Source organism: Arthrobacter humicola, from assembly GCF_022803015.1.
In the GTDB taxonomy this organism is placed as follows: Bacteria; Actinomycetota; Actinomycetes; order Actinomycetales; family Micrococcaceae; genus Arthrobacter; species Arthrobacter humicola_A.
In genome coordinates this window covers 93,328-114,219 of sequence record NZ_JAFKON010000009.1, presented here as the reverse complement: position 1 = coordinate 114,219, position 20,892 = coordinate 93,328, and the positions used below count along the sequence as shown (strand labels likewise).

Annotated in this window: 18 protein-coding genes; 14 read left to right on the top strand and 4 right to left on the bottom strand. The window is 66.9% G+C overall.

The annotated features are described in order from the left end of the window. The first annotated feature begins 108 nt into the window (after nt 1-108). The 3 genes from pcrA to sucD all read left to right on the top strand — a co-directional run bounded on the left by pcrA (nt 109) and on the right by sucD (nt 5,160). Nucleotides 109-2,682 (top strand): DNA helicase PcrA, encoded by a 2,574-nt coding sequence (gene pcrA / locus ARTB_RS17055; protein WP_243181597.1) that lies wholly within the window; start codon nt 109-111, stop codon nt 2,680-2,682. Between the two features lie 393 nt (nt 2,683-3,075). Further along, complete coding sequence (sucC, locus tag ARTB_RS17050; protein WP_018776032.1) at nt 3,076-4,245, top strand: ADP-forming succinate--CoA ligase subunit beta; 1,170 nt, start codon at nt 3,076-3,078, stop codon at nt 4,243-4,245. A gap of 12 nt (nt 4,246-4,257) precedes the next feature. Then, nucleotides 4,258-5,160 carry a succinate--CoA ligase subunit alpha gene (gene sucD, locus ARTB_RS17045; protein ID WP_028275595.1) on the top strand — a complete coding sequence of 301 codons (903 nt, stop codon included), beginning with the start codon at nt 4,258-4,260 and terminating at the stop codon, nt 5,158-5,160. Nucleotides 5,161-5,333: 173 nt separating this feature from the next. Here sucD and ARTB_RS17040 read toward each other — a convergent pair whose 3' ends face one another. Together ARTB_RS17040 and ARTB_RS17035 are read right to left on the bottom strand one after the other, a co-directional pair. Further along, nucleotides 5,334-5,816 (bottom strand): SRPBCC family protein, encoded by a 483-nt coding sequence (locus tag ARTB_RS17040; RefSeq protein WP_223914266.1) that lies wholly within the window; start codon nt 5,814-5,816, stop codon nt 5,334-5,336. Continuing rightward, on the bottom strand, nt 5,813-6,175 hold the full coding sequence (locus ARTB_RS17035; RefSeq protein WP_028275597.1) for an ArsR/SmtB family transcription factor: 363 nt from the start codon (nt 6,173-6,175) through the stop codon (nt 5,813-5,815). The genes ARTB_RS17040 and ARTB_RS17035 overlap by 4 nt, the downstream gene beginning before the upstream one ends. A gap of 264 nt (nt 6,176-6,439) precedes the next feature. Between ARTB_RS17035 and ARTB_RS17030 the strand changes: the two genes are divergently transcribed. From ARTB_RS17030 to ARTB_RS16990, 9 genes are all read left to right on the top strand, one after another. Next, on the top strand, nt 6,440-6,844 hold the full coding sequence (locus tag ARTB_RS17030) for a tautomerase family protein (RefSeq protein WP_243181596.1): 405 nt from the start codon (nt 6,440-6,442) through the stop codon (nt 6,842-6,844). 244 nt (nt 6,845-7,088) lie between these two features. Next, nucleotides 7,089-8,090 carry a 5-dehydro-2-deoxygluconokinase gene (iolC, locus tag ARTB_RS17025; RefSeq protein ID WP_243181595.1) on the top strand — a complete coding sequence of 334 codons (1,002 nt, stop codon included), beginning with the start codon at nt 7,089-7,091 and terminating at the stop codon, nt 8,088-8,090. Further along, nucleotides 8,087-9,037: a Cgl0159 family (beta/alpha)8-fold protein gene (locus ARTB_RS17020; protein ID WP_028275600.1), complete on the top strand. Its 951-nt coding sequence runs from the start codon at nt 8,087-8,089 to the stop codon at nt 9,035-9,037. Before iolC ends, ARTB_RS17020 begins: the two co-directional genes overlap by 4 nt. Before the next feature lie 39 nt (nt 9,038-9,076). Next, nucleotides 9,077-11,005, top strand: coding sequence for a 3D-(3,5/4)-trihydroxycyclohexane-1,2-dione acylhydrolase (decyclizing) (gene iolD, locus ARTB_RS17015; protein ID WP_243181594.1), 1,929 nt, complete (start codon nt 9,077-9,079; stop codon nt 11,003-11,005). 48 nt (nt 11,006-11,053) lie between these two features. Continuing rightward, a complete protein-coding gene (locus ARTB_RS17010) occupies nt 11,054-12,565 on the top strand; it encodes a CoA-acylating methylmalonate-semialdehyde dehydrogenase (protein WP_243181593.1) in 1,512 nt (503 codons plus the stop codon). 213 nt (nt 12,566-12,778) lie between these two features. Continuing rightward, nucleotides 12,779-13,690 carry a sugar phosphate isomerase/epimerase family protein gene (locus ARTB_RS17005; RefSeq protein ID WP_243181592.1) on the top strand — a complete coding sequence of 304 codons (912 nt, stop codon included), beginning with the start codon at nt 12,779-12,781 and terminating at the stop codon, nt 13,688-13,690. 16 nt (nt 13,691-13,706) lie between these two features. Next, nucleotides 13,707-14,720 (top strand): Gfo/Idh/MocA family protein, encoded by a 1,014-nt coding sequence (locus ARTB_RS17000; protein ID WP_243181591.1) that lies wholly within the window; start codon nt 13,707-13,709, stop codon nt 14,718-14,720. Nucleotides 14,721-14,802: 82 nt separating this feature from the next. Then, nucleotides 14,803-15,678: a sugar phosphate isomerase/epimerase family protein gene (locus tag ARTB_RS16995; RefSeq protein WP_243181590.1), complete on the top strand. Its 876-nt coding sequence runs from the start codon at nt 14,803-14,805 to the stop codon at nt 15,676-15,678. Beyond that, nucleotides 15,675-17,090: a sugar porter family MFS transporter gene (locus ARTB_RS16990; RefSeq protein ID WP_243181589.1), complete on the top strand. Its 1,416-nt coding sequence runs from the start codon at nt 15,675-15,677 to the stop codon at nt 17,088-17,090. The genes ARTB_RS16995 and ARTB_RS16990 overlap by 4 nt, the downstream gene beginning before the upstream one ends. Before the next feature lie 102 nt (nt 17,091-17,192). On the opposite strand, the gene ARTB_RS16985 is transcribed toward ARTB_RS16990, so the two are convergent. Further along, entirely contained in the window at nt 17,193-17,642 is a 450-nt protein-coding gene (locus ARTB_RS16985; RefSeq protein WP_243181588.1) for a MarR family winged helix-turn-helix transcriptional regulator, read from the bottom strand. 163 nt (nt 17,643-17,805) lie between these two features. Between ARTB_RS16985 and ARTB_RS16980 the strand changes: the two genes are divergently transcribed. After that, on the top strand, nt 17,806-19,047 hold the full coding sequence (locus ARTB_RS16980; protein ID WP_243181587.1) for an MFS transporter: 1,242 nt from the start codon (nt 17,806-17,808) through the stop codon (nt 19,045-19,047). 28 nt (nt 19,048-19,075) lie between these two features. After that, on the top strand, nt 19,076-19,903 hold the full coding sequence (locus tag ARTB_RS16975; RefSeq protein WP_243181586.1) for an aldo/keto reductase: 828 nt from the start codon (nt 19,076-19,078) through the stop codon (nt 19,901-19,903). A gap of 75 nt (nt 19,904-19,978) precedes the next feature. Here ARTB_RS16975 and iolB read toward each other — a convergent pair whose 3' ends face one another. Next, the gene (gene iolB / locus ARTB_RS16970) at nt 19,979-20,875 is read right to left on the bottom strand and encodes a 5-deoxy-glucuronate isomerase (protein WP_243181585.1); all 897 of its coding nucleotides are present in this window, start codon (nt 20,873-20,875) and stop codon (nt 19,979-19,981) included. Between the last annotated feature and the right edge of the window lie 17 nt (nt 20,876-20,892).

Here is a 20,892-nt window from a genome sequence, read left to right as displayed (position 1 = left end):
GCCAGGGGTGGGCACAAGGGGATTATGTCCACTGGGCGCGGGCAGGGGAGGGCATGTCCCAGCGGGCGGACACGGCTGTCAGCGCCACCGCCTAGACTTAGATACACCATGGATATGTTGTTTGACCCTTACGCCGACGGACCCTTCCAAGCTGCCTCCAAGGCGGCGGCAGGCACTAAATCGCGCTCCGGGTCCGGCCTGGCGGGCCTGGAATCCGGACCGGATTCCGCCCCGCACAGCGGCGCCCCGCACAGCGGCGCCCCGCACGGCGGCGGCCCGCACGGCGGCGGCCCGCACGGCGACGGACCTGACAGCGGCTGGAACCGCCCGCAGCTTCCGAACGCCGGCGAACTCCTCGAGGGGCTGAACCCCCAGCAGGAAGAAGCGGTCAAGCACGCCGGCAGCGCCCTGCTGATTGTCGCCGGCGCCGGGTCGGGCAAGACCCGCGTGCTCAGCAACCGGATCGCCTACCTGATCGCCACGAGGCGGGCGCACCACGGCGAAATCCTGGCCATCACCTTCACCAACAAGGCCGCGGCCGAAATGCGGGAACGGATCGAGGCGCTGGTCGGCGGCCGGGCCAAGACCATGTGGATCTCCACCTTCCACTCCTCCTGCGTCCGGATCCTGCGCCGCGAGGCCAAGAACGTCGGGCTCAACTCCAACTTCTCGATCTACGACTCCGCCGACTCGCTGCGCCTGATCACCCTGGTGGCCAAGAACCTGGACCTTGACCCCAAGCGCTTCGCGCCCAAGGCCATCCAGCACAAGATTTCCGCGCTCAAGAACGAGCTGATCGACGCCGACAGCTATTCCTTGAGCGCCAACTACAACGATCCCTTCGAGCAGGCCGTCGCCGAGGTCTTCAAGGGCTACACCCAGCGCCTGCGCCAGGCCAACGCCATGGACTTCGATGACCTGATCGCCGAGACCGTCTACATGTTCCGGGCCTTCCCGGCGCTCGCCGATTCCTACCGGCGCCGCTTCCGGCACGTCCTCGTGGACGAGTACCAGGACACCAACCACGCCCAGTACGCCCTGGTGCGCGAGATCGTCGGCGAGGGTCCCGACGCCGCCGAGCTCACCGTCGTCGGCGATTCAGACCAGTCCATCTACGCCTTCCGCGGCGCGGACATCCGCAACATCGTGGAGTTCGAGAAGGACTACCCGGACGCCCGCACCATCAAGCTCGAGCAGAACTACCGCTCCACCCAGACCATCCTCAGCGCCGCTAACTCGGTGATCTCCCGCAATCCGAACCGGCCGGAGAAACGGCTCTGGACGGCCGAGGGCGACGGCGAAAAGATCGTCGGCTACGTCGGCGAGAACGAACACGACGAGGCCCAGTTCATCGCCAAGGAAATCGACCGGCTCCAGGACGAGGGCAACCTGCGCCCCGGCGACGTCGCCATTTTCTACCGCACCAACGCCCAGTCCCGCTCGATCGAGGACGTCCTGGTCCGCGTCGGCCTGCCCTACAAGGTGGTCGGCGGCACCCGCTTCTACGAGCGCAAGGAGATCAAGGACGCCCTCGCCTACCTGCGCGTCCTGGTCAACCCGGACGACGACGTCAACCTCCGCCGCATCCTCAACGAACCCAAGCGCGGGATCGGGGACCGTGCCGAGGGTGCCGTCGCCGCCCTGGCAGAGCGTGAGCGCACGTCCTTTATGGCCGCCGCGCGGCGCGCCGATGAAGCCCCGGGCATGGCGACGCGTTCGGTCAACGCCGTGCTGGGCTTCGTGAAACTCCTCGACGACCTCGCCGAGGTCGCTTCCGGCTCCGGCGCCGCCGCGGCTCTCGAAGCCGTGCTCGAACAAACCGGCTACCTTGCCGGGCTGCGTTCCAGCACCGACCCGCAGGACGAGTCCAGGGTGGAGAACCTCGCCGAACTGGTCGCCGTCGTCCGGGAATACGAACGGGACAATCCCGAAGGCTCGCTCGGAGCCTTCCTGGAGCAGGTCTCCCTCGTGGCTGACGCCGACCAGATCCCGGACGCCCCCGGCGGTGACGCCGAAAACTTGGCGGCCGCCGTCGCCGAAGCCAAGCGGCTCGGCGTCGTGACCCTGATGACGCTGCACACCGCGAAGGGCCTGGAATTCCCGGTCGTGTTCCTTACCGGCATGGAGCACGGGCTGTTCCCGCACCAGCGCTCCGCCACCGATCCCAAGGAACTGGCCGAGGAACGCCGGCTGGCCTACGTGGGGCTGACCCGTGCCCGCAAGCGTCTCTACCTGACCAGGTCCGAGGTCCGCAGCATGTGGGGCCAGAGCCAGTACAACCCCGCGAGCCAGTTCATCGAGGAGATCCCGGCCGAGCTCGTCGAGTGGAAGCGCGAAGGCGCCAGCCGTCAGAGCGGAGGCTGGGGGAGCGGTGCCGGGATCGGGTCCAGCCGCTACGGCGGATCGTTCTGGGGTGCAGGGACAGCCCGCGGCGCCGCGGCCAGCCCGTCCGCCGGCTTCAACGCCGATGTTCCCGCCGCGGTGGCCAAGAACAGGGTCCAGCCGCAGAAGGAAGTCGTCGCCGTCAGCGTGGGGGACAAGGTCAACCACACCAGCTTCGGCAACGGCACCGTCCTGGCGGTGGAGGGCGCCGGGGACAAGACGGTCGCCAAGGTCAAGTTCGACGTCGGCGAGAAGCGGCTGCTGCTGCGCTACGCGCCGCTGACCAAGCTGGACGCCTGACTGACCGCGTAACTGGACGTTTGTTGAAGACCCGGCGGGAGTCCGGAGACCGGTCCGCCGGCACCCCGTGCAGCCGCTGGCACGGGCGTTCGCCGTACATTACGGACGCGGGTCCGGCACGGCCGCGCCGGCCTTCGGAGCGCCGTCAGACACCCCAAAAACCCCGTAATCTAGCGGTTTTTCTACGCTCCATAGAATAGTGTCCTTACTCACATAACCGGTACTCTGGAACGGGCTGGTCCGATCGAAGGACTAGAGTTCCCAAAGGAGCATTGCGCCGTGTGGCTCGTTTCCAAGCTTGTCGCAGGGTGCGTTTATTCCGCAGCCCGGTAACCGCGAGTACGTGGGGTCCGGCTGTACAGAAACTACTTCGACGTAGAAGGACACTAAACCGTGGACCTGTTTGAATATCAGGCGCGCGATATGTTCGAGGCGCACGGTGTACCCGTGCTTGCTGGCATCGTGGCGCACACCCCTGAAGAAGCAAAGGCAGCTGCCGAGAAAATCGGCGGCGTAACTGTCGTAAAGGCGCAGGTCAAGGCCGGAGGCCGGGGCAAGGCCGGCGGCGTCAAGGTCGCGAAGACCGCTGACGAAGCGTTTGAACACTCCACCAACATCCTCGGGATGGACATCAAGGGCCACACCGTGCACCGGGTGATGATCGCCCAGGGTGCAGACATCGCCGAGGAATACTACTTCTCCGTCCTTCTGGACCGGGCCAACCGCAACTACCTGGCCATGTGCTCGGTAGAAGGCGGCATGGAAATCGAGCAGCTCGCCGTTGAGCGCCCCGAGGCCCTGGCCAAGATCTCGATCGACCCGGCCGTGGGCATCGACCAGGCCAAGGCCGACGAAATCGTCGCCGCGGCAGGCTTCGCCGAGGAACTGCGTGGCAAGGTCGCCAGCGTAATCCTGAAGCTCTGGGACGTTTTCAAGAAGGAAGACGCCACTCTTGTGGAGGTCAACCCGCTGGTCCTGACCGGCGCCGGCGACATCGTTGCCCTCGACGGCAAGGTCTCCCTCGACGAGAACGCCGACTTCCGCCACCCCAAGCACGCCCACCTTGAAGACAAGGACGCTGCTGACCCGCTCGAGGCCAAGGCCAAGGCGCAGGACCTCAACTACGTCAAGCTGGACGGCGAAGTCGGCATCATCGGTAACGGTGCCGGCCTGGTCATGTCCACCCTCGACGTCGTTGCTTACGCCGGCGAGAACCACGGCAACGTCAAGCCCGCGAACTTCCTGGACATCGGCGGTGGAGCTTCCGCCGAGGTCATGGCAGCAGGCCTCGACGTCATCCTGGGCGACCCGCAGGTCAAGTCCGTCTTCGTCAACGTCTTCGGCGGCATCACCGCCTGTGACGCCGTCGCCAAGGGCATCGTCGGTGCACTGGCCGAGCTGGGCCACTCCGCGAACAAGCCGCTGGTAGTCCGCCTTGACGGCAACAACGTTGAGGAAGGCCGCCGCATCCTGGCCGAGGCCAACCACCCGCTGGTTACCCTGGCCGCCACCATGGACGAGGGCGCCGACAAGGCTGCCGAGCTCGCCAACGCAGCGAAGTAGAGGGACTCGACTATGTCTATTTATCTGAACAAGGACTCCAAGGTCATCGTCCAGGGCATCACCGGCGGCGAAGGCACCAAGCACACCGCCCTGATGCTCAAAGCCGGCACCAACGTTGTGGGCGGCGTCAACGCCCGCAAGGCCGGCACCACGGTCCTGCACGGCGACGCCGAGATCACCGTTTTCGGCACCGTCAAGGAAGCCATGGCGGAGACCGGCGCTGACGTTTCCATAGTCTTCGTGCCGCCGGCCTTCACCAAGGACGCCGTCGTTGAAGCCATCGAGGCCGGCATCGGCCTCGTCGTCGTCATCACCGAAGGCGTGCCGGTCCAGGACTCCGCCGAGTTCTGGGCACTGGCCCAGTCCAAGGTGGACGCCAACGGCAAGCAGGTCACCCGCATCATCGGACCGAACTGCCCCGGCATCATCACCCCGGGTGAGGCCCTCGTCGGCATCACCCCGGCCAACATCACGGGCAAGGGCCCCATCGGCCTTGTCTCCAAGTCGGGCACCCTGACTTACCAGATGATGTACGAGCTGCGCGACCTCGGCTTCTCCACCGCCATCGGCATCGGCGGCGACCCGGTCATCGGCACCACCCACATCGATGCCCTCGAAGCCTTCGAGGCTGACCCGGAGACCAAGGCGATCGTCATGATCGGCGAAATCGGTGGCGACGCCGAAGAGCGTGCCGCCGACTACATCAAGGCCCACGTCACGAAGCCGGTTGTTGGCTACGTGGCCGGCTTCACCGCTCCGGAAGGCAAGACCATGGGCCACGCAGGCGCCATCGTCTCGGGTTCCGCGGGCACCGCCCAGGCCAAGAAGGAAGCCCTCGAGGCTGCCGGCGTCAAGGTCGGCAAGACACCGTCCGAGACCGCCAAGCTCCTGCGCGAGGTCTTCGCGACCCTCTAGGTCCGAAGCGCCGAAGCACCAGCACTACAGCAACGCGGGGTCACTCACGGCCCATTCCACTCGGTGGGATGGGCGCGGAGTGACCCCGCGTTGTTTCTTTAAGTACGACGGCGGCAGGCCGCCTTCCCCGGGAGGTGACCTGCCGCCGTCGTACTCTTTAAGTCCCTGAGGTCCTAGACCTTGGCCCCGCTGAGGACTTCCTCGAGCTGTTCGTAGGCTTCGGTCATGCCGCCCTCCATTCCGGACTGCGCCATGCCGTCGCGGGCCTCCATGCTGGGGTAGACCGCGTGGCCGCTGAGCCGCGAACGGCCGCCGCCCAGGTCCTCGAAGGTCAGCGACTCAATGCTCACCACGTCCGGGTAGCCATCGAATTCGAAGGTCTGGATGGCGAAATCATTCTCGCGGACAGTGTGGAAGACGCCGGTGAAGCCATAGGCGCTGCCGTCCGGCGCGGTGTGGGTGTAGCGGTAGCTGCCGCCGGTCCTGAAGTCGTAGTGGTCGACAGCCATAGTCAGCCGCCGCGGGCCAAGCCACTGGGCGACGAGCTCGGGATCCTTGTGCGCCCGGAACACCTCGGACACCGGAAAGTCGAATTCACGCTCGAAATCGATGAACGGCAGACCCTCGGGGACGGTCAATTTCAGTGCGTTGCTCATGATGCATCCTTTGGCTGTGTGCCGCTCTGGGCGGCGCGGATTTCAAGCACGGCGTCAAGGCTGCGGAACTGCCCCTCGCGGACCAGCCGGTGCTGGTCGATCCAGGCAGTGAGTGCTTCCAGCCGTGCAGGGTTCAGGTGCACGGGCCGGCGCTGGGCGTCACGGGTCCGCGTGACAAGTTGCGCCTGCTCGAGGACCTGGATGTGTTTCGAGACCGCCTGCTTGGTGATCGCGAAGGGCTCCGCCAGTTCATTGACGGTGGCCGGGCCCCGGCTGAGCCGGGCAATGATGCGGCGGCGGACCGGATCGGCGAGGGCCAGGAAGGCCGCGTCGAGCTCGGCGTCGTCACTCGCTTCCACTCGGTGCTCCACCTCCTCGTCCCGTGGTCAACTGATCAGTAATCAACTTGCTCATTGATCAATCTCTAGGTTGTTAACGCTACGCCGGAGGCAGTGTCCGCGCAATACCCAACGCGGGGTCACTGAGGGCTCACTGAGGGCCCGTCCTGCGGGGCTGGGATGAGCCGTAGGCGACCCCGCGTTGCTGTGTGCTGTCACGGAATCCTTGCGTACCTCCGAATTGCTTTGTTAGTATGTCAGGACAAACTAGTGAAGGAGATGCGAGTGCCTCTCGTGCGAATTGACGTCAACCAGGGCCGCGGCGCGGAGCAGCTCCGCGGACTCAGCCAGGGCATCCACAGTGCGATCGTGGCCGAATTTGGCATTCCGGAGCGGGACTACTTCCACGTGCTGACCGAGCATCCCGTGGGGCAAATTGTTGCCCAGGATGCCGGGCTCGGCTTCGAGCGGACGCCGGACGTGGTGATGATCCAGATCTTCACCCAGGCCGGGCGCAGCCAGTCCGCCAAGCAGTCCCTGTTTGCCGCCATTGCGGACAGGCTGGCCGCCGCGGGGGTCGCCGGCGAGGACGTCTTCATCGGATATGTCGAGAACACCGCGGGGGACTGGTCGTTCGGTTTCGGGCGGGCCCAGTATGTCACCGGCGAACTCGGCGTTCCCGCCAGGTAACCACCGGGGTAATACCGGCGCCTGCTCCGCCGCCGCGGCGCCGCGCGGGGCGTCACTTGAAGTCCCCGTGTCATGTTGTAAATATGTCAGTACAAACCTTTGACAGTACATGGATTCTAAGGCAAAGTAGTGGTTGTGGCCCGGCTCACGCCCGGCCCCAAAACACCGAATAAGCACCGCAGAAACGCCGAAGCTCAGGCTGCGCAAAGGTATCGAGTCCACACCAGAAAGGTCCACGATCACCGTGACCCACGAACTGCTCACGATCGGGCGCATCAGTGTTGATATCTACCCGAACGACATCGGGGTGGATCTGGAGGATGTCACGTCCTTCGGAAAGTACCTTGGCGGATCCCCGTCCAACGTGGCCGTCGCCGCTGCCCGCCACGGCCGCCGCACCGCCGTCATCACCCGCACCGGCGACGACGCCTTCGGCAAGTACCTGCACCGGGAACTGCGCAAATTCAACGTGGACGACTCCTTCGTCACGGCGGTCAAGGAATGGCCCACCGCGGTCACGTTCTGCGCCATCAAGCCGCCGGAGGACTTCCCGCTCTACTTCTATGGACGCTTCCCCACGGCACCGGACCTGCAGATCAAGGCCGAGGAACTGGACCTGGACGCCATCAGGGAGGCCGGGATCTTCTGGTCCACCGTCACCGGACTCTGCCAGGAGCCCAGCCGCACCGCCCAGCTCACGGCCCACGAGGCACGGCCCCGCACGGGGCTCAAGGAAGGCCAGTTCACCATCCTGGACCTCGACTACCGGCCGATGTTCTGGGCTTCCGAGGAGGAAGCCCGGGAACAGGTCGCCAGGATCCTGCCGCACGTCACCGTCGCGATCGGCAACGACAAGGAATGCGCCGTCGCCGTCGGGGAGGGCACCCCGGACGAACAGGCGGACCGGCTGCTCGCGGCCGGCGTCGAAATCGCCGTCGTGAAGCTGGGCCCTGAAGGGGTCATGGCCAAGACCCGCACCGAGCGTGTGGTCTCTGCCCCGGTGCCCGTGGAAACTGTCAACGGCCTCGGTGCCGGCGACTCCTTTGGCGGGGCCTTCTGCCACGGCCTGCTCTCCGGCTGGCCCCTGGCGCAGGTCCTCGATTTCGCCAACGCCGCCGGCGCCCTCGTCGCCTCCCGCCTGTCCTGCGCCGACGCGATGCCGACGCCGGACGAAGTCACCGGCCTGCTCGCCGACCGCGGCCGCCTGCTGCCGGGTACCTACGCCACCGAAGGAGCAGCACTGTGAGTGCAAACCCAGCCGTCGCCACCCGTGCGGTGAACGATGATCCCCGCCGCTACGAGCACCTGAGCATTATCCGGCTCGAAGACCCGGAAGCGATTGCCCGCGCCGCCAAGGCCCGGCGCCGCCACCCCGGTGTCAGGGCCCACCGGCAGAACTTCATCGTCGCCGCCGACCACCCGGCCCGCGGCGCGCTCGCCGTCGGAAACGATCCGGTGGCCATGGCCGACCGCCGCCAGCTCCTGGACCGCCTGCAGATCGCCCTGGCCAACCCGGACGTGGACGGTGTCCTCGCCTCGCCGGACATCATGGACGATCTGCTCCTGCTCGGCGCGCTCGAGGGCAAGCTGCTCTTCGGCTCGATGAACCGTGGCGGACTCTCCGGCCTGGTGAACGAATTCGATGACCGCTTTACCGGCCACACCGCGGCCGCGCTCGAGGCCCTGGGCGCCGACGGCGGCAAGATGCTGACCCGCATCTGCCTCGGCGACCCGGACACTGTCGCCACCCTCGAAGCGACCGCGAGGGCCATCGACTCCCTCGCCGAACGCAGGCTGATCGCCATGGTGGAACCGTTCCTCTCCGTCCGTGAAAACGGGAAGGTCCGCAACGACCTCTCCACCAATGCCGTCATCAAGTCAGTCGCCATCGCCGAAGGCCTCGGCGCGAGCAGCGCCTACACCTGGATGAAGCTCCCCGTGGTGGCCGAGATGGAACGCGTCATGGCGTCCACCACGATGCCCACCGTGCTCCTCGGCGGAGACCCGGACGCTGGCCAGGACGAGGTGTTCGCCAGCTGGCAGACTGCCCTCGCCTTGCCCGGCGTTCAGGGCCTCACCGTCGGCCGGACCCTGCTCTACCCGCAGGACGGCGACGTCGCCGGCGCCGTGGCAACCGCGGCCTCGCTGCTGCACCACACCGAATCCACCCGCACCAAAGAAGTATCGGAGTAGCTTCCCATGGGAATGAGCACGGCATCAGGAACACGCAGAATGACGGTCGCGCAGGCCGTCGTTGAATACCTGTCCAAGCAGTACACCGTCGATTCGGTCGGCGGCCAGGACTTCCGGGAACGCCTGATTCCGGGCACGTTCGGCATCTTCGGCCACGGCAACGTCGCCGGCGTCGGCCAGGCCCTCAAGCAGTACCAGCAGCTCGATCCGACGATCATGCCGTACTACCAGGGCCGCAACGAACAGGCCCAGTCCCACCAGGCGGTCGGCTTCGCCCGCCACACCCGCCGCCGCCAGACCTTCGCGATCAGCACCTCGATCGGTCCGGGCTCCTCGAACCTGCTCACCGGCGCGGCGCTGGCCACCACCAACCGGCTGCCGGTCCTGCTGCTGCCGAGTGACACGTTCGCGACCCGCGCCGCCGACCCCGTGCTGCAGCAGCTCGAACAGCCCTACGCCTACGACATCACCGTCAATGACGCGTTCCGGCCGCTGTCGAAGTTCTTTGACCGCGTCTCCCGGCCCGAGCAGCTGTTTTCCGCGTTCCACCACGGACTCCGTGTCCTCACCGACCCGGCCGAGACCGGCGCCGTCACCATCTCGCTGCCCCAGGACGTCCAGGCCGAGGCCTTCGACGTGCCCGAGGAATTCCTCGCCGATCGCGAATGGCGGATCCGCCGCCCGGACGCCGACGACGAGGACATCCGCCGCGCCGCCGAGGCGATCCGCGCCGCCAAGCGCCCGCTGGTCATCGCCGGCGGCGGCGTGCTCTACGCCTACGCCAACGAGGAACTCGCGAAGTTCGCCGAGCTGACCGGCATCCCGGTCGGCAACACCCAGGCCGGCGTCGGCGTGCTGCCCTGGGACCACAAGTTCTCCCTCGGGGCCATCGGCTCCACCGGCACGACGGCGGCCAACGCCATCGCCGCCGAGGCCGACCTCATCATCGGGATCGGTACCCGCTACGAGGACTTCACCACCGCCTCCCGGACCGCGTTCCAGAACCCGGACGTGAAATTCCTCAACATCAACGTCGCCGCCCTCGACGCCTACAAGCACGGCACCTCACTGCCGATCGTGGCCGACGCCCGCAAGACCCTGGTCAAACTGAACCAGGCCCTCGGCGGCTACCGCATCGGCGCGGACCTCGAGCAGCGGATCGCGGCCGAGAAGAAACGCTGGGACGCCACCGTGGACGAGGCATTCGACACGCGGTTCACGCCGCTGCCGGCGCAGAACGAGATCATTGGCGCCACGAACCGCGCCATGGACGCCCAGGACGTCGTCATCTGCGCCGCCGGCTCACTCCCCGGTGACCTGCACAAGATGTGGCGCGTCCGGGACCCGTTCGGCTATCACGTCGAATACGCCTACTCCTGCATGGGCTACGAGATCCCGGGCGGCCTCGGGGTCAAGCGCGCCGCCCTGGCCGAAGCCGCCAAGGGCGGCACGCAGCGCGACGTCGTCGTCATGGTGGGGGACGGCTCCTATCTGATGATGCACACCGAACTCGTCACCGCCGTCGCCGAGCGGATCAAGCTGATCGTGGTCCTGATCCAGAACCACGGCTACGCCTCCATCGGTTCGCTTTCCGAGTCCCTTGGATCCCAGCGCTTCGGCACCCAGTACCGGGCGCTGGATGAGGAACACCACAGCTTCGACGACGGCGACCGGCTCCCGGTGGACCTGGCCCTGAACGCCGAAAGCCTCGGCGTGAAGGTGATCCGGGTCGAACCGGGGGAGAAGGTCATCGCCGAGCTCGAACAGGCCCTCCGGGACGCCAAGGCCGCCCCCGAACGCGGCGGCCCGATCGTCATCCACGTGGAATCCGACCCGCTGCTGGATGCCCCCAGCTCCGAGTCGTGGTGGGACGTTCCGGTCTCGCAGGTCTCCGAGCTCGACTCCACAAAGCAGGCCTTCCAGACCTACGTTGACCACAAGAGCCGCCAGCGCAAGCTGCTCGGCTGACCCCGGCTCCCTGAGCCATCCCAGATTCCAACTCCCAAGGACATTCCCATGACTACCGTCACCGCCACCAAAACCATCCACCACTTCATCAACGGCGCCGAGTCCGCCGGCGAGGGTACCCGCACTCAGCCCGTCTACAACCCGGCCACCGGCGCCGTCTCCGCAGAGCTGCGGCTGGCCAACCGGGCCGACCTGGACACCACCGTCGCCGCCGCCCGCGCTGCCGCCGATTCCTGGGGCGACATCTCCCTGGCCAAGCGCACCGCGGTGCTGTTCAAGTTCCGCGAACTCGTCGCCTCCCACGTGGACGAGCTCGCCGAACTGATCACCGCCGAACACGGCAAGGTCCTCTCCGACGCCAAGGGCGAGATCGGCCGCGGACTCGAGGTCATCGAGTTCGCCTGCGGCATCCCGCAACTGCTCAAGGGCGACTACTCGGACCAGGTCTCCACCGGCATCGACGTTTTCTCCTTCCGCGAGCCGCTCGGCGTCGTCGCCGGAATCACCCCGTTCAACTTCCCGGTCATGGTCCCGCTGTGGATGGCCCCGATGGCGATCGCCACCGGCAACGCCTTCATCCTCAAGCCCTCCGAGCGCGACCCCTCCGCCTCGATGCTGCTCGCCAAGCTGTGGAAGCAGGCCGGGCTGCCCGACGGCGTCTTCCAGGTCCTGCACGGCGACAAGGAAACGGTCGACGGCCTCCTGACCCACCCGGACGTGGACGGCATCTCCTTCGTCGGGTCCACCCCGATCGCCCGGTACGTCCACGAGACCGCCACCGCCCACGGCAAGCGCGTCCAGGCCCTGGGAGGGGCGAAGAACCACGCGATCATCCTGCCCGACGCCGACCTCGACAACGCTGCCGACCACCTGGCCGCCGCCGCGTTCGGCTCCGCCGGGGAACGTTGCATGGCCATCTCAGTCGCCGTCGCCGTCGGCGACGCCGCCGACCTGCTGGTCAAGAAGGTCGAAGAGCGCGCCCTGGCCGTCAAGGTCAACAACGGCACCGTGCCCGACGCCGAAATGGGCCCGGTCATCACGCCGGCGTCCAAGGAACGGATCGTGAAGATCGTCACCGAAGCCGAAACAGCCGGCGCCGCGATGGTGGTGGACGGCCGCGACCTCGTGGTCCCCGGCCACGAAGACGGGTTCTGGGTCGGCCCCACCGTCCTGGACCACGTCACGGCCGGGATGACCGCCTACACCGAGGAAATCTTCGGCCCCGTCCTGGTCGTGGTCCGCGTCGAGGACCTCGACGCCGGCATCGCCCTGATCAACTCCAACCCCTACGGCAACGGCACCGCCATCTTCACCTCTTCCGGCGCCGCGGCCCGGAAGTTCCAGCGCTCCGTCACCGTGGGCATGATCGGCATCAACGTGCCGCTGCCCGTGCCGGTGGCGTACCACTCCTTCGGCGGCTGGAAGGCCTCGCTGTTCGGCGACAAGCACATCTACGGCCCCGAAGGCGTCTCCTTCTACACCCGCGGCAAGGTGGTCACCTCGCGCTGGCCCGAATCCACGCACGCCTCCGGCGCCTCCTACAACTTCCCGTCCAACTAGTCCCCACCGCCCCCCTCGCCTCGCAAGTCCCCACCGGCTCCCAGCCTTCGCAAGCTCAGGCAGGGGCCCTCGCCGGTGGGGCCTCACGGCCAGGGAACCCTGGCGGCGTGGGCCCACCCACCGCCACCCAACAACCGCGATCGATTGCTCCGCAACTGCCGTTTTGAGCGTCCAAAACGGCACCTGCGGAGCAACCGATGAGAAGGAATGGAAATGACAGAGAACAAGCTGATCATCGGCACCGCGCCGGACTCCTGGGGCGTCTGGTTCCCGGATGACCCCCAGCAGACCCCGTGGGAACGCTTCCTCGACGAGGTCGCCGAATCCGGCTACAAGTGGATCGAGCTCGGCCCCTACGGCTACCTCCCCACCGATCCGGCCCGTCTCGCCGAAGAGCTCAAGCAGCGCGACCTGAAGATCTCGGCCGGCACCGTGTTCACCGCATTCCACCGCGGGGCCCACCAGTACGACGAAGCCTGGGAGCCGGCCCGCAAGGTCGCCGAACTCACGGCAGCCATGGGAGGCGAACACATCGTGGTCATTCCCGCGATGTGGCGCGACGACGTCACCGGCGAGGCCGTCGAGAGCGGCACGCTCACCGAGAAGGCGTGGAGCGACCTGTTCTCCGGCCACAACCGCATGGGCAAGACCCTCTTGGAGGATTTCGGCCTGAAGCAGCAGTTCCACTCGCACGCCGACTCCCACGTTGGCGCGCAGGCGGACATCGAAACCCTGCTCGCGGCCACGGACCCGAAGTACCTCAACCTCTGCCTGGATACCGGCCACGCCGAATACTGCGGGGCCTCCAGCCTCGACCTGATCAAGAACTATCCGGACCGGATCGGCTACCTGCACCTCAAGCAGATCAACCCGGACATCCTCAAAAAGGTCAACGAGGAAAACATGACGTGGGCCGCCGCCAACCTGGCCGGCGTGATGACCGAGCCGCCGAACGGGCTGCCGGACCTGCGCGCCGTCATCGAAGCCGTGGAGGCGCTCAACCGGCCGATCTTTGGCATTGTGGAACAGGACATGTATCCCGTGGCCTTCGACGTCCCGATGCCGATCGCCAAGCGCACCCGGAACTACCTGCTTTCCTGCGGCTCCCGCACCGCCGTCAACTAGAACTGAGGACAAGATCATGACTAAGACCCTCCGCGTAGCTGTCATCGGCGCCGGCCGTATGGGCGCAGACCACATCCAGCGGCTCAACACCCGCATCCACGGCGCCGAAGTTGCCGCCGTCGTCGACGTCGACCTCGCCCGTGCCCAGGCCGCCATCGAAGGCATCCCCGGTGCCGTCGCCCTCGCCGACGCCGAGGAGGCCCTCAACAACGGCGACGTCAACGCCGTACTGATCGCCACCCCCGGTTTCCTGCACGAGGACATCCTGCTCAAGGCGATCGCCAAGGACATCCCGATCCTCTGCGAGAAGCCGCTCACCCCGTATGCCGAATCCTCCTGGAAGATTGTCGAAGCCGAGCAGGAGCTGGGCCACAAGCGCATCCAGGTCGGCTTCATGCGCCGCTTCGACGCCGAATACGCCGCCCTCGGCAAAATCATCCGCGACTCCGAACTCGGTGAGCTGCTCATGCTGCACCACCAGCACCGGAACCCCACCACCCCGGCGGGCTTCACCAACGAGATGCTGATCAACGACTCCGTGGTCCACGAATTCGACGCCATACGCTACTTCACCGGCGAGGAAATCACCTCGGTCCAGGTCCGCCTCGGCAAGGCCACACGGAACGCCCCGGCCGGTCAGCACGACCCGCAGCACGTGCTGATCGAGACCGAGTCCGGTGTCCTGGCCGACGTCGAGATCTACGTCAATGCCAAGTTCGGCTACGAGGTGGCCACCCAGGCCTCCTTCGAAGACGGCATCGTCAGCATCGGCGGCGACAAAGGCCCGTACACCCGCAGCAACGGCCATTGGGGCGGCAACGTCACCCCCGGCTTCGAGGAACGCTTCGGTGCGGCATACGACGTCGAAATCCAGTCCTGGGTGGACGCGGCCCTCCGCGATGAGATCGGCGGCCCGACCGCCTGGGACGGCTACGCCACGGCCGCCTGCTGCGAGGCCGGCGTCGAGGCGCAGAAGAACGGCGAAAAGGTCGCCGTGAAGCTCAACGCCAAGCCCGCCCTGTACCGCTAAAACCCCGCCGGCCGGCGCCTTCTACTGCAAAGAACGCGCCGGCCGGCCGCACGCCCGCCAGATCCACAATGGAGTGTTCACCGTGAAAATCGCCCTAGATCCCACGCCGTTCCACCACAGCCACGGACTCCTCGAGTTCCCGCGCGTGGTGGCCGACCTCGGCTACAAGTACATGCAGATGACCCCGCACGCCGATTTCATCCCCTTCTTCAACCACCCGAAGGCCGACGACGAGCTCGTGGGCAAGCTGAAGGCGGCCTGCAAGGACGCGGGAATCGAAATCGCGTCGGTGCTGCCCGTGCTGCGCTGGTCCGGCCCGGACGAGGACGCGCGCGAGGCGGCCGTCCGCTACTGGAAACGGGCCATCCAGATCACCGTGGACCTGGGCGTTGGCACCATGAACACCGAGTTCAGCGGCCGGCCGGAGAAGGCCGAGGAATCCGAGCGGGCCTTCTACCGCTCCATGGAGGAGCTGCTCCCCATCATCGAGCGGGAGGGGATCGACCTGCTGATCGATCCGCATCCGGACGACTTCGTCGAGGAGGGCCTGGCCGCGATCCGGGTGATCCGCGGGCTGAACTCGAAGAATGTTGGCCTGGTCTACGTGGCCTCGCACAGCTTCCACATGAAGAACGCACCGCTGGAGATCATGCGGGCCGCGGGCGACAAGCTGCGCCTGGTCCACGTGGCCGACACGATGGACCACCACGCCTCACACGGCCTGCGTTACATCACCAACCCGCCCGGCAACCCCGTCCGCGTGCACCAGCACCTGAAAATCGGCGACGGCGACGTCAACTGGGACGAGTTCTTCGGCGGCCTGCAGGAGATCGGCTTCCTGGACCGTGAAGACACGGTGATGGTCTCCAGCGTCTTCGCCGAGGACGACAACGCCGCGGACGTCTCCCGGTACCAGCTGGAGACCATGAAGCAGCGGATCGCGAAGGCGAGCCTATGACGGCGCCTGTCGCCGAGGTGACAGGGCCCGCCAACCACAAACGGGCCCTCCGGACCGCGACGATCGTCTCCACTTTCGGCGGACTGCTCTTCGGCTACGACACCGGCGTGATCAACGGCGCTTTGCCGTACATGCAGGTGGACCTGGGCCTCACGCCACTGACCGAAGGGCTCGTGACCTCCTCGCTGCTGTTCGGGGCGGCCTTTGGCGCCCTCTTCGGCGGGCGCCTCGCGGACCGCCACGGCCGGCGCAAAATGATCATGGTGCTGGCCGTGGTGTTCCTCGCCGGCACCCTTGCGTGTACCTTCGCGCCGAACACGGAGGTGATGATCCTGGCACGCCTGATCCTCGGCCTGGCCGTGGGCGGGGCCTCGGTGACGGTGCCGGTGTACCTGGCTGAGGTCTCACCGAGTGCCCGGCGCGGACGGATTGTCACCCAAAACGAGCTGATGATCGTCACGGGCCAGCTGCTGGCCTTCATGTTCAACGCCTACCTCGGCAACAGCTTCGGCGAGGCCGGCGGGATCTGGCGCTGGATGCTGGTCATTGCAACCCTGCCGGCGATCGCGCTCTGGGTCGGTATGAACTTCATGCCCGAAAGCCCGCGCTGGCTGGCCTCGATGGGCAGCTTCGGCGAAACCCTCAGTGTGCTGCGGCGGATCCGCTCCCAGTCCGAGGCCCGGGCTGAATTTGAAGAAGTCAAGGCCATGGCCGTGGAGGACTACAAGGCCAAGATGGGCTCCTGGAAGGACCTCAGTGTTCCGTGGCTCCGGCACATCTTCGCGGTGGGGATCGGGCTCGCGGTCATCCAGCAGATCACGGGCGTCAACTCGATCATGTACTACGGCACGCAGATCCTTGCCGAGTCCGGATTCGGCCGCGAGGCGGCCCTCACGGCCAACATCGCCAACGGGGTCATCTCCGTTCTCGCCACGTTTGTGGGCATCTGGCTGCTGGGCAAGGTGGGACGGCGGAGGATGCTCATCACTGGCCAGCTCGGCACCACGACGGCGCTGTTCCTGATCGGCGTCTTCTCTCTCATCCTCCCCGAGGGCCCCTCCCGGGGCTTCGTCATCCTGGCCCTGACCGTGACATTCCTGGCCTTCCAGCAAGGTGCAATCTCACCGGTCACCTGGCTGATGCTCTCAGAGATCTTCCCGCTGAAGATCCGCGGCCTGGGCATGGGCGCCTCGGCCTTCGTGCTGTGGATCGTGAACTTCCTGGTTGGCTTCGGCTTCCCGCAGCTCCTCGCCGCGATCGGACTGTCCAGCACCTTCTTCGTCTTCGCTGTGCTCGGCGTCGGGGCCATCGCCTTTGCCGCGAAGTACATTCCGGAGACCAAGGACAAGAGCCTGGAGGACCTGGAACACTTCTTCAAACAAGCGGCCGCCAGGGAACCGGTCACCGTCTAGCCCCAGTCAAGAAGGCCCTGCACGCACAAGCCCCGCCCGGGATTCGTCCCCGGCGGGGCTTTCTGCGTTCATTCTGCGTACTCGCGCGAGGAGGTTGCCGCGCTAGGCCGCGGCGTGCAGCCGGGGGAGGGCGTCGACCAGCGGCGCCAGTTCGGGGATTTCCTGGGCCTCGGCCAGCGCCCGCTCCAGCGTGGCGTCGTGGACCGGCCTGCTCTGCTCGAGCAGGGCGATGCCGCTGGGGGTGAGCTCGGTGTAGATTCCGCGGCGGTCATCCGCGCACAGGATCCGGGTCAGCAGCCCGCGGTCCTCGAGCCGGTTGACCAGGCGCGTGGTGGCGCTCGCGCTCAACGCCGTGGCGCGGGCCAGCTGCTGCATCCGCATGTGCCAGCCGTCCTGCCGGCTCAGCGCATCCAGCACGGTGTACTCCACGACGGAGAGCTGCGCCTCGGCCTGCAAGGACCGCTCCAGCTCGGCCTCGATCAGCCCGTGCAGGGCCGCCAGGGTCCGCCAGCCTTGCGCCCGGACCTCGACGGCGTCGTCCTTGATGCCCATCAGGTGTTTCCCTTCAACTCGCGTGCCCGTCGGGGTGGTGACGGGCACATCAATAATAGTTGCTTGCGCGCTGTATCTGCTTGTGCAAGAATAAATAACGCGTCTGCAACTACTAGCTTACGCGCCATACCCCATCCCGTACAGCTTTGTAAGGAGCACCTCCATGCCTGTTGGCCTGATAGCCCTCGCCCTCGGCGGGTTCGGCATCGGACTCACCGAGTTCGTCATCATGGGCCTGCTGCCGCAAGTGGCCGCAGACTTCCACGTCTCCGAGGCCACCGCGGGCTGGCTCATCTCCGGCTACGCACTCGCCGTCGTGGTCGGGGCGCTGGGTCTCACCGCCGCCGTGACGCGTTTCGAACGCAAGCCCGTGCTGGCCGTGCTGATGGTGCTGTTCATTGCCGGCAACCTCGTCTCGGCGCTCGCGCCGGATTACTCGGTAATGATGATCGGCCGCATCATTGCCGCGCTCTCGCACGGCGCGTTCTTCGGCATCGGCGCAGTGGTGGCCGCGAGCATGGTGGCGCCCACTAAGAAGGCGGGTGCGATCGCGATCATGTTCACCGGCCTGACTGCTGCGAATGTGCTCGGTGTCCCGTTCGGCACCATGCTGGGCCAGGCCGCGGGCTGGCGCTCCACGTTCTGGGCGATCACCGTGATCGGTGTCCTCGCCCTGGCCGGCATCCTCGCACTCGTGCCGAAAACCGGCTCCGGCGAACCAGCAGCGGGCGGATTGCGCGGCGAGCTCCGTGCCTTCCGCTCCGGACAGGTGTGGCTCTCCATCCTCGTGACCATCCTCGGCTACGGCGGCATGTTCGGCGCCTTCACCTACATCGCCTTTACCCTCACCGAGGTCACCGGCTTCTCCGCCGCCACGGTCCCGTGGCTGCTGATCCTCTTCGGCGTCGGGCTCTTCATCGGCAACACCCTCGGCGGCAAGGCGGCCGACAAGAACGTGGACCGCACCCTGCTCGTAGTCCTCGCCGCCCTGGTGCTGGTGCTCGTGGCCTTCGCCCTGACAGCCGGCAACCAGCCGGTGACCATCGCCACTATGGTGCTGCTGGGCGGCTTCGGCTTCGCCACGGTTCCGGGACTGCAGATGCGCGTCATGAAGTACGCCAGCAGCGCTCCCACCCTGGCCTCCGGCGCCAACATCGGCGCCTTCAACGTCGGCAACGCCCTGGGCGCCTGGCTGGGCGGCGTCACCATTACCGCCGGCCTCGGCTACACCTCGCCGATCTGGGCCGGCGCCGGGATCACCCTGCTGGGCCTGGCAGTGATGGTATTCGCCGCGGCTCAGGCCAAGCGACTGGCGACGGCCGGCGGTTCAACCGCCCCCGCCGCGGCAGCAGCGCAAACCAGCGCCGACATTCACACTACCGAGGCCGCAGCCGTTGTCCGCTGACCTCCCGAATGCAACCACAGGAGACACCATGAGTTCAATTCCCCCCATCGTCCTCAATAACGGGGTGCGGATGCCGCAGCTGGGCTTCGGCGTCTTTCAGATTCCCGACGCCGAGACCACCGAGGCGGTAGCGGCGGCGCTCGACGCCGGCTACCGGAGCATCGACACGGCCGCCATCTATGGAAACGAAACCGGAACCGGCCGCGCGCTCGCCGAGTCCGGGATCGCGCGGGAAGACCTGTTCATCACGTCCAAGCTGTGGATCGACGACCTCGGCTACGAACCAGCTCTGGCGGCTTTCGACGCGAGCCTGGACAAGCTGGGTCTCGACTACCTGGATCTTTACCTGATTCACTGGCCCGCGCCGGCGTCGGACCGGTACGCCGACTCCTGGCTGGCCCTTGAAAAACTCCATGCCGACGGCCGGGTCAGGGCCATCGGCGTGTCCAATTTCGAGCCGGGGCACCTGCAGCGGCTCATCGACCTGGGCGGAACGGTGCCGGCGGTCAACCAGGTGGAGCTGCACCCGGCGCTCCAGCAGCACGACGTGACAGCGTTCAACGCGGCACACGGCATTGCGACGGAGGCCTGGAGTCCGTTGGCCCAGGGTGCCCTGCTGGCGGATCCGGCCATCACGGAGATCGCCACGCGGCACGGCAGAACCCCGGCGCAGGTCATTTTGCGCTGGCACCTGCAGCAGGGGAGGATCGTCATCCCGAAGTCAGTGACGCCGGCCCGCATCCGGGAAAACCTGGAGGTGTTCGGCTTTGAGCTTTCCGCGGGCGAACTGGCGGCAGTGACTGCCCTTGAGCGGAACGGGCGCACCGGACCGCACCCGGCCACGTTCAATGGCTAGCTGTCAGCGCCAGCGCCAGCGCCAGCGCCTGAGCCTGAGCCAGAACCAGAACCAGGGCCGGAGCGGCCTGACGGCCTAGCGGCCGAACGGCAGTCGCGGGTCCAGGTCCTGGCCCTCCCAGGTCTGGCGGATCCAGCCGTGGTGCGGGTCATCGCTGATGAGCCACTCGCGGACCGGGCCGGGTCCGGCCATGACGTTGAGGTAATACATGTCGTAGCCGGGGGCGGCCATGGCGGGCCCGTGCCAGCCGTAGGGCACCAGGACGACGTCGCCGGTCCGGACCTCGGCCGCAACGTCGATGGGCCGCTCGTCGGAGGCGTAGACGCGCTGGTAGCCGATGGCGTCGTCGGCGCCCGGGCGTTGCGGGGCCCCGGGCGTCACCCGGGTTTCGAAGTAGTAGATCTCCTCGAGGTTGGTCTCGCCGTCTTTTTCCTCATCGTGCTTGTGCGGGGGATAGGAGGACCAGTTGCCGGCCGGCGTGAGGACCTCGCAGACGATGAAGCGGTCCGCCTCCAGCGCGGCGGGAGTCCCGAAATTGTGGACCTGACGGGAGCAGTTGCCCGCCCCGCGCAGTTCCACCGGCGTCTCGGCGCCCGTGATGAGGCGGGTCGGGTAGGCGGCCTTGGCTGGGGCAGTGGCGACTGCCACGCGTCCGCCGTCGGCCGAGGTGATGGCCACCGCCTTGCCGGCTCCCGTGTAGAGCACGTCGCTGGGGCCGCTGAAGACGCTGACCCGGCCGGCCAGGGGATAGTCCTGCCCGTCGACGGCCGCCACGAAAGAGCCGTTGAGCGGGATCACGATCCGTTCCTCCGCCGCGGCGTCGAGTTCGACGGCGGCGCCGGCTGCCAGCGTGGCAACCTTCAGCCCGGTATGCGCCCAGCCGTCCACCTCCAGTTTGGAGTCGGACGTCCCGATGGAGATGTCCCACGTGTCTTCGGCGGCGGTGCCGAGCGGATAGACCCAGTTGGCCATGGAAGCTGCCCTTTCGT

What these genes read in the sequence shown, in the direction of transcription:
- pcrA (WP_243181597.1), top strand. Translation starts at nt 109, where the DNA reads ATGGATATGTTGTTTGACCCTTACGCCGACGGACCCTTCCAAGCTGCC.
- sucD (WP_028275595.1), top strand. Translation starts at nt 4,258, where the DNA reads ATGTCTATTTATCTGAACAAGGACTCCAAGGTCATCGTCCAGGGCATC.
- ARTB_RS17040 (WP_223914266.1), bottom strand. Translation starts at nt 5,816, where the DNA reads ATGAGCAACGCACTGAAATTGACCGTCCCCGAGGGTCTGCCGTTCATC.
- iolD (WP_243181594.1), top strand. Translation starts at nt 9,077, where the DNA reads ATGACGGTCGCGCAGGCCGTCGTTGAATACCTGTCCAAGCAGTACACC.
- ARTB_RS17010 (WP_243181593.1), top strand. Translation starts at nt 11,054, where the DNA reads ATGACTACCGTCACCGCCACCAAAACCATCCACCACTTCATCAACGGC.
- ARTB_RS17005 (WP_243181592.1), top strand. Translation starts at nt 12,779, where the DNA reads ATGACAGAGAACAAGCTGATCATCGGCACCGCGCCGGACTCCTGGGGC.
- ARTB_RS17000 (WP_243181591.1), top strand. Translation starts at nt 13,707, where the DNA reads ATGACTAAGACCCTCCGCGTAGCTGTCATCGGCGCCGGCCGTATGGGC.
- ARTB_RS16990 (WP_243181589.1), top strand. Translation starts at nt 15,675, where the DNA reads ATGACGGCGCCTGTCGCCGAGGTGACAGGGCCCGCCAACCACAAACGG.
- ARTB_RS16985 (WP_243181588.1), bottom strand. Translation starts at nt 17,642, where the DNA reads ATGGGCATCAAGGACGACGCCGTCGAGGTCCGGGCGCAAGGCTGGCGG.
- ARTB_RS16980 (WP_243181587.1), top strand. Translation starts at nt 17,806, where the DNA reads ATGCCTGTTGGCCTGATAGCCCTCGCCCTCGGCGGGTTCGGCATCGGA.
- ARTB_RS16975 (WP_243181586.1), top strand. Translation starts at nt 19,076, where the DNA reads ATGAGTTCAATTCCCCCCATCGTCCTCAATAACGGGGTGCGGATGCCG.
- iolB (WP_243181585.1), bottom strand. Translation starts at nt 20,875, where the DNA reads ATGGCCAACTGGGTCTATCCGCTCGGCACCGCCGCCGAAGACACGTGG.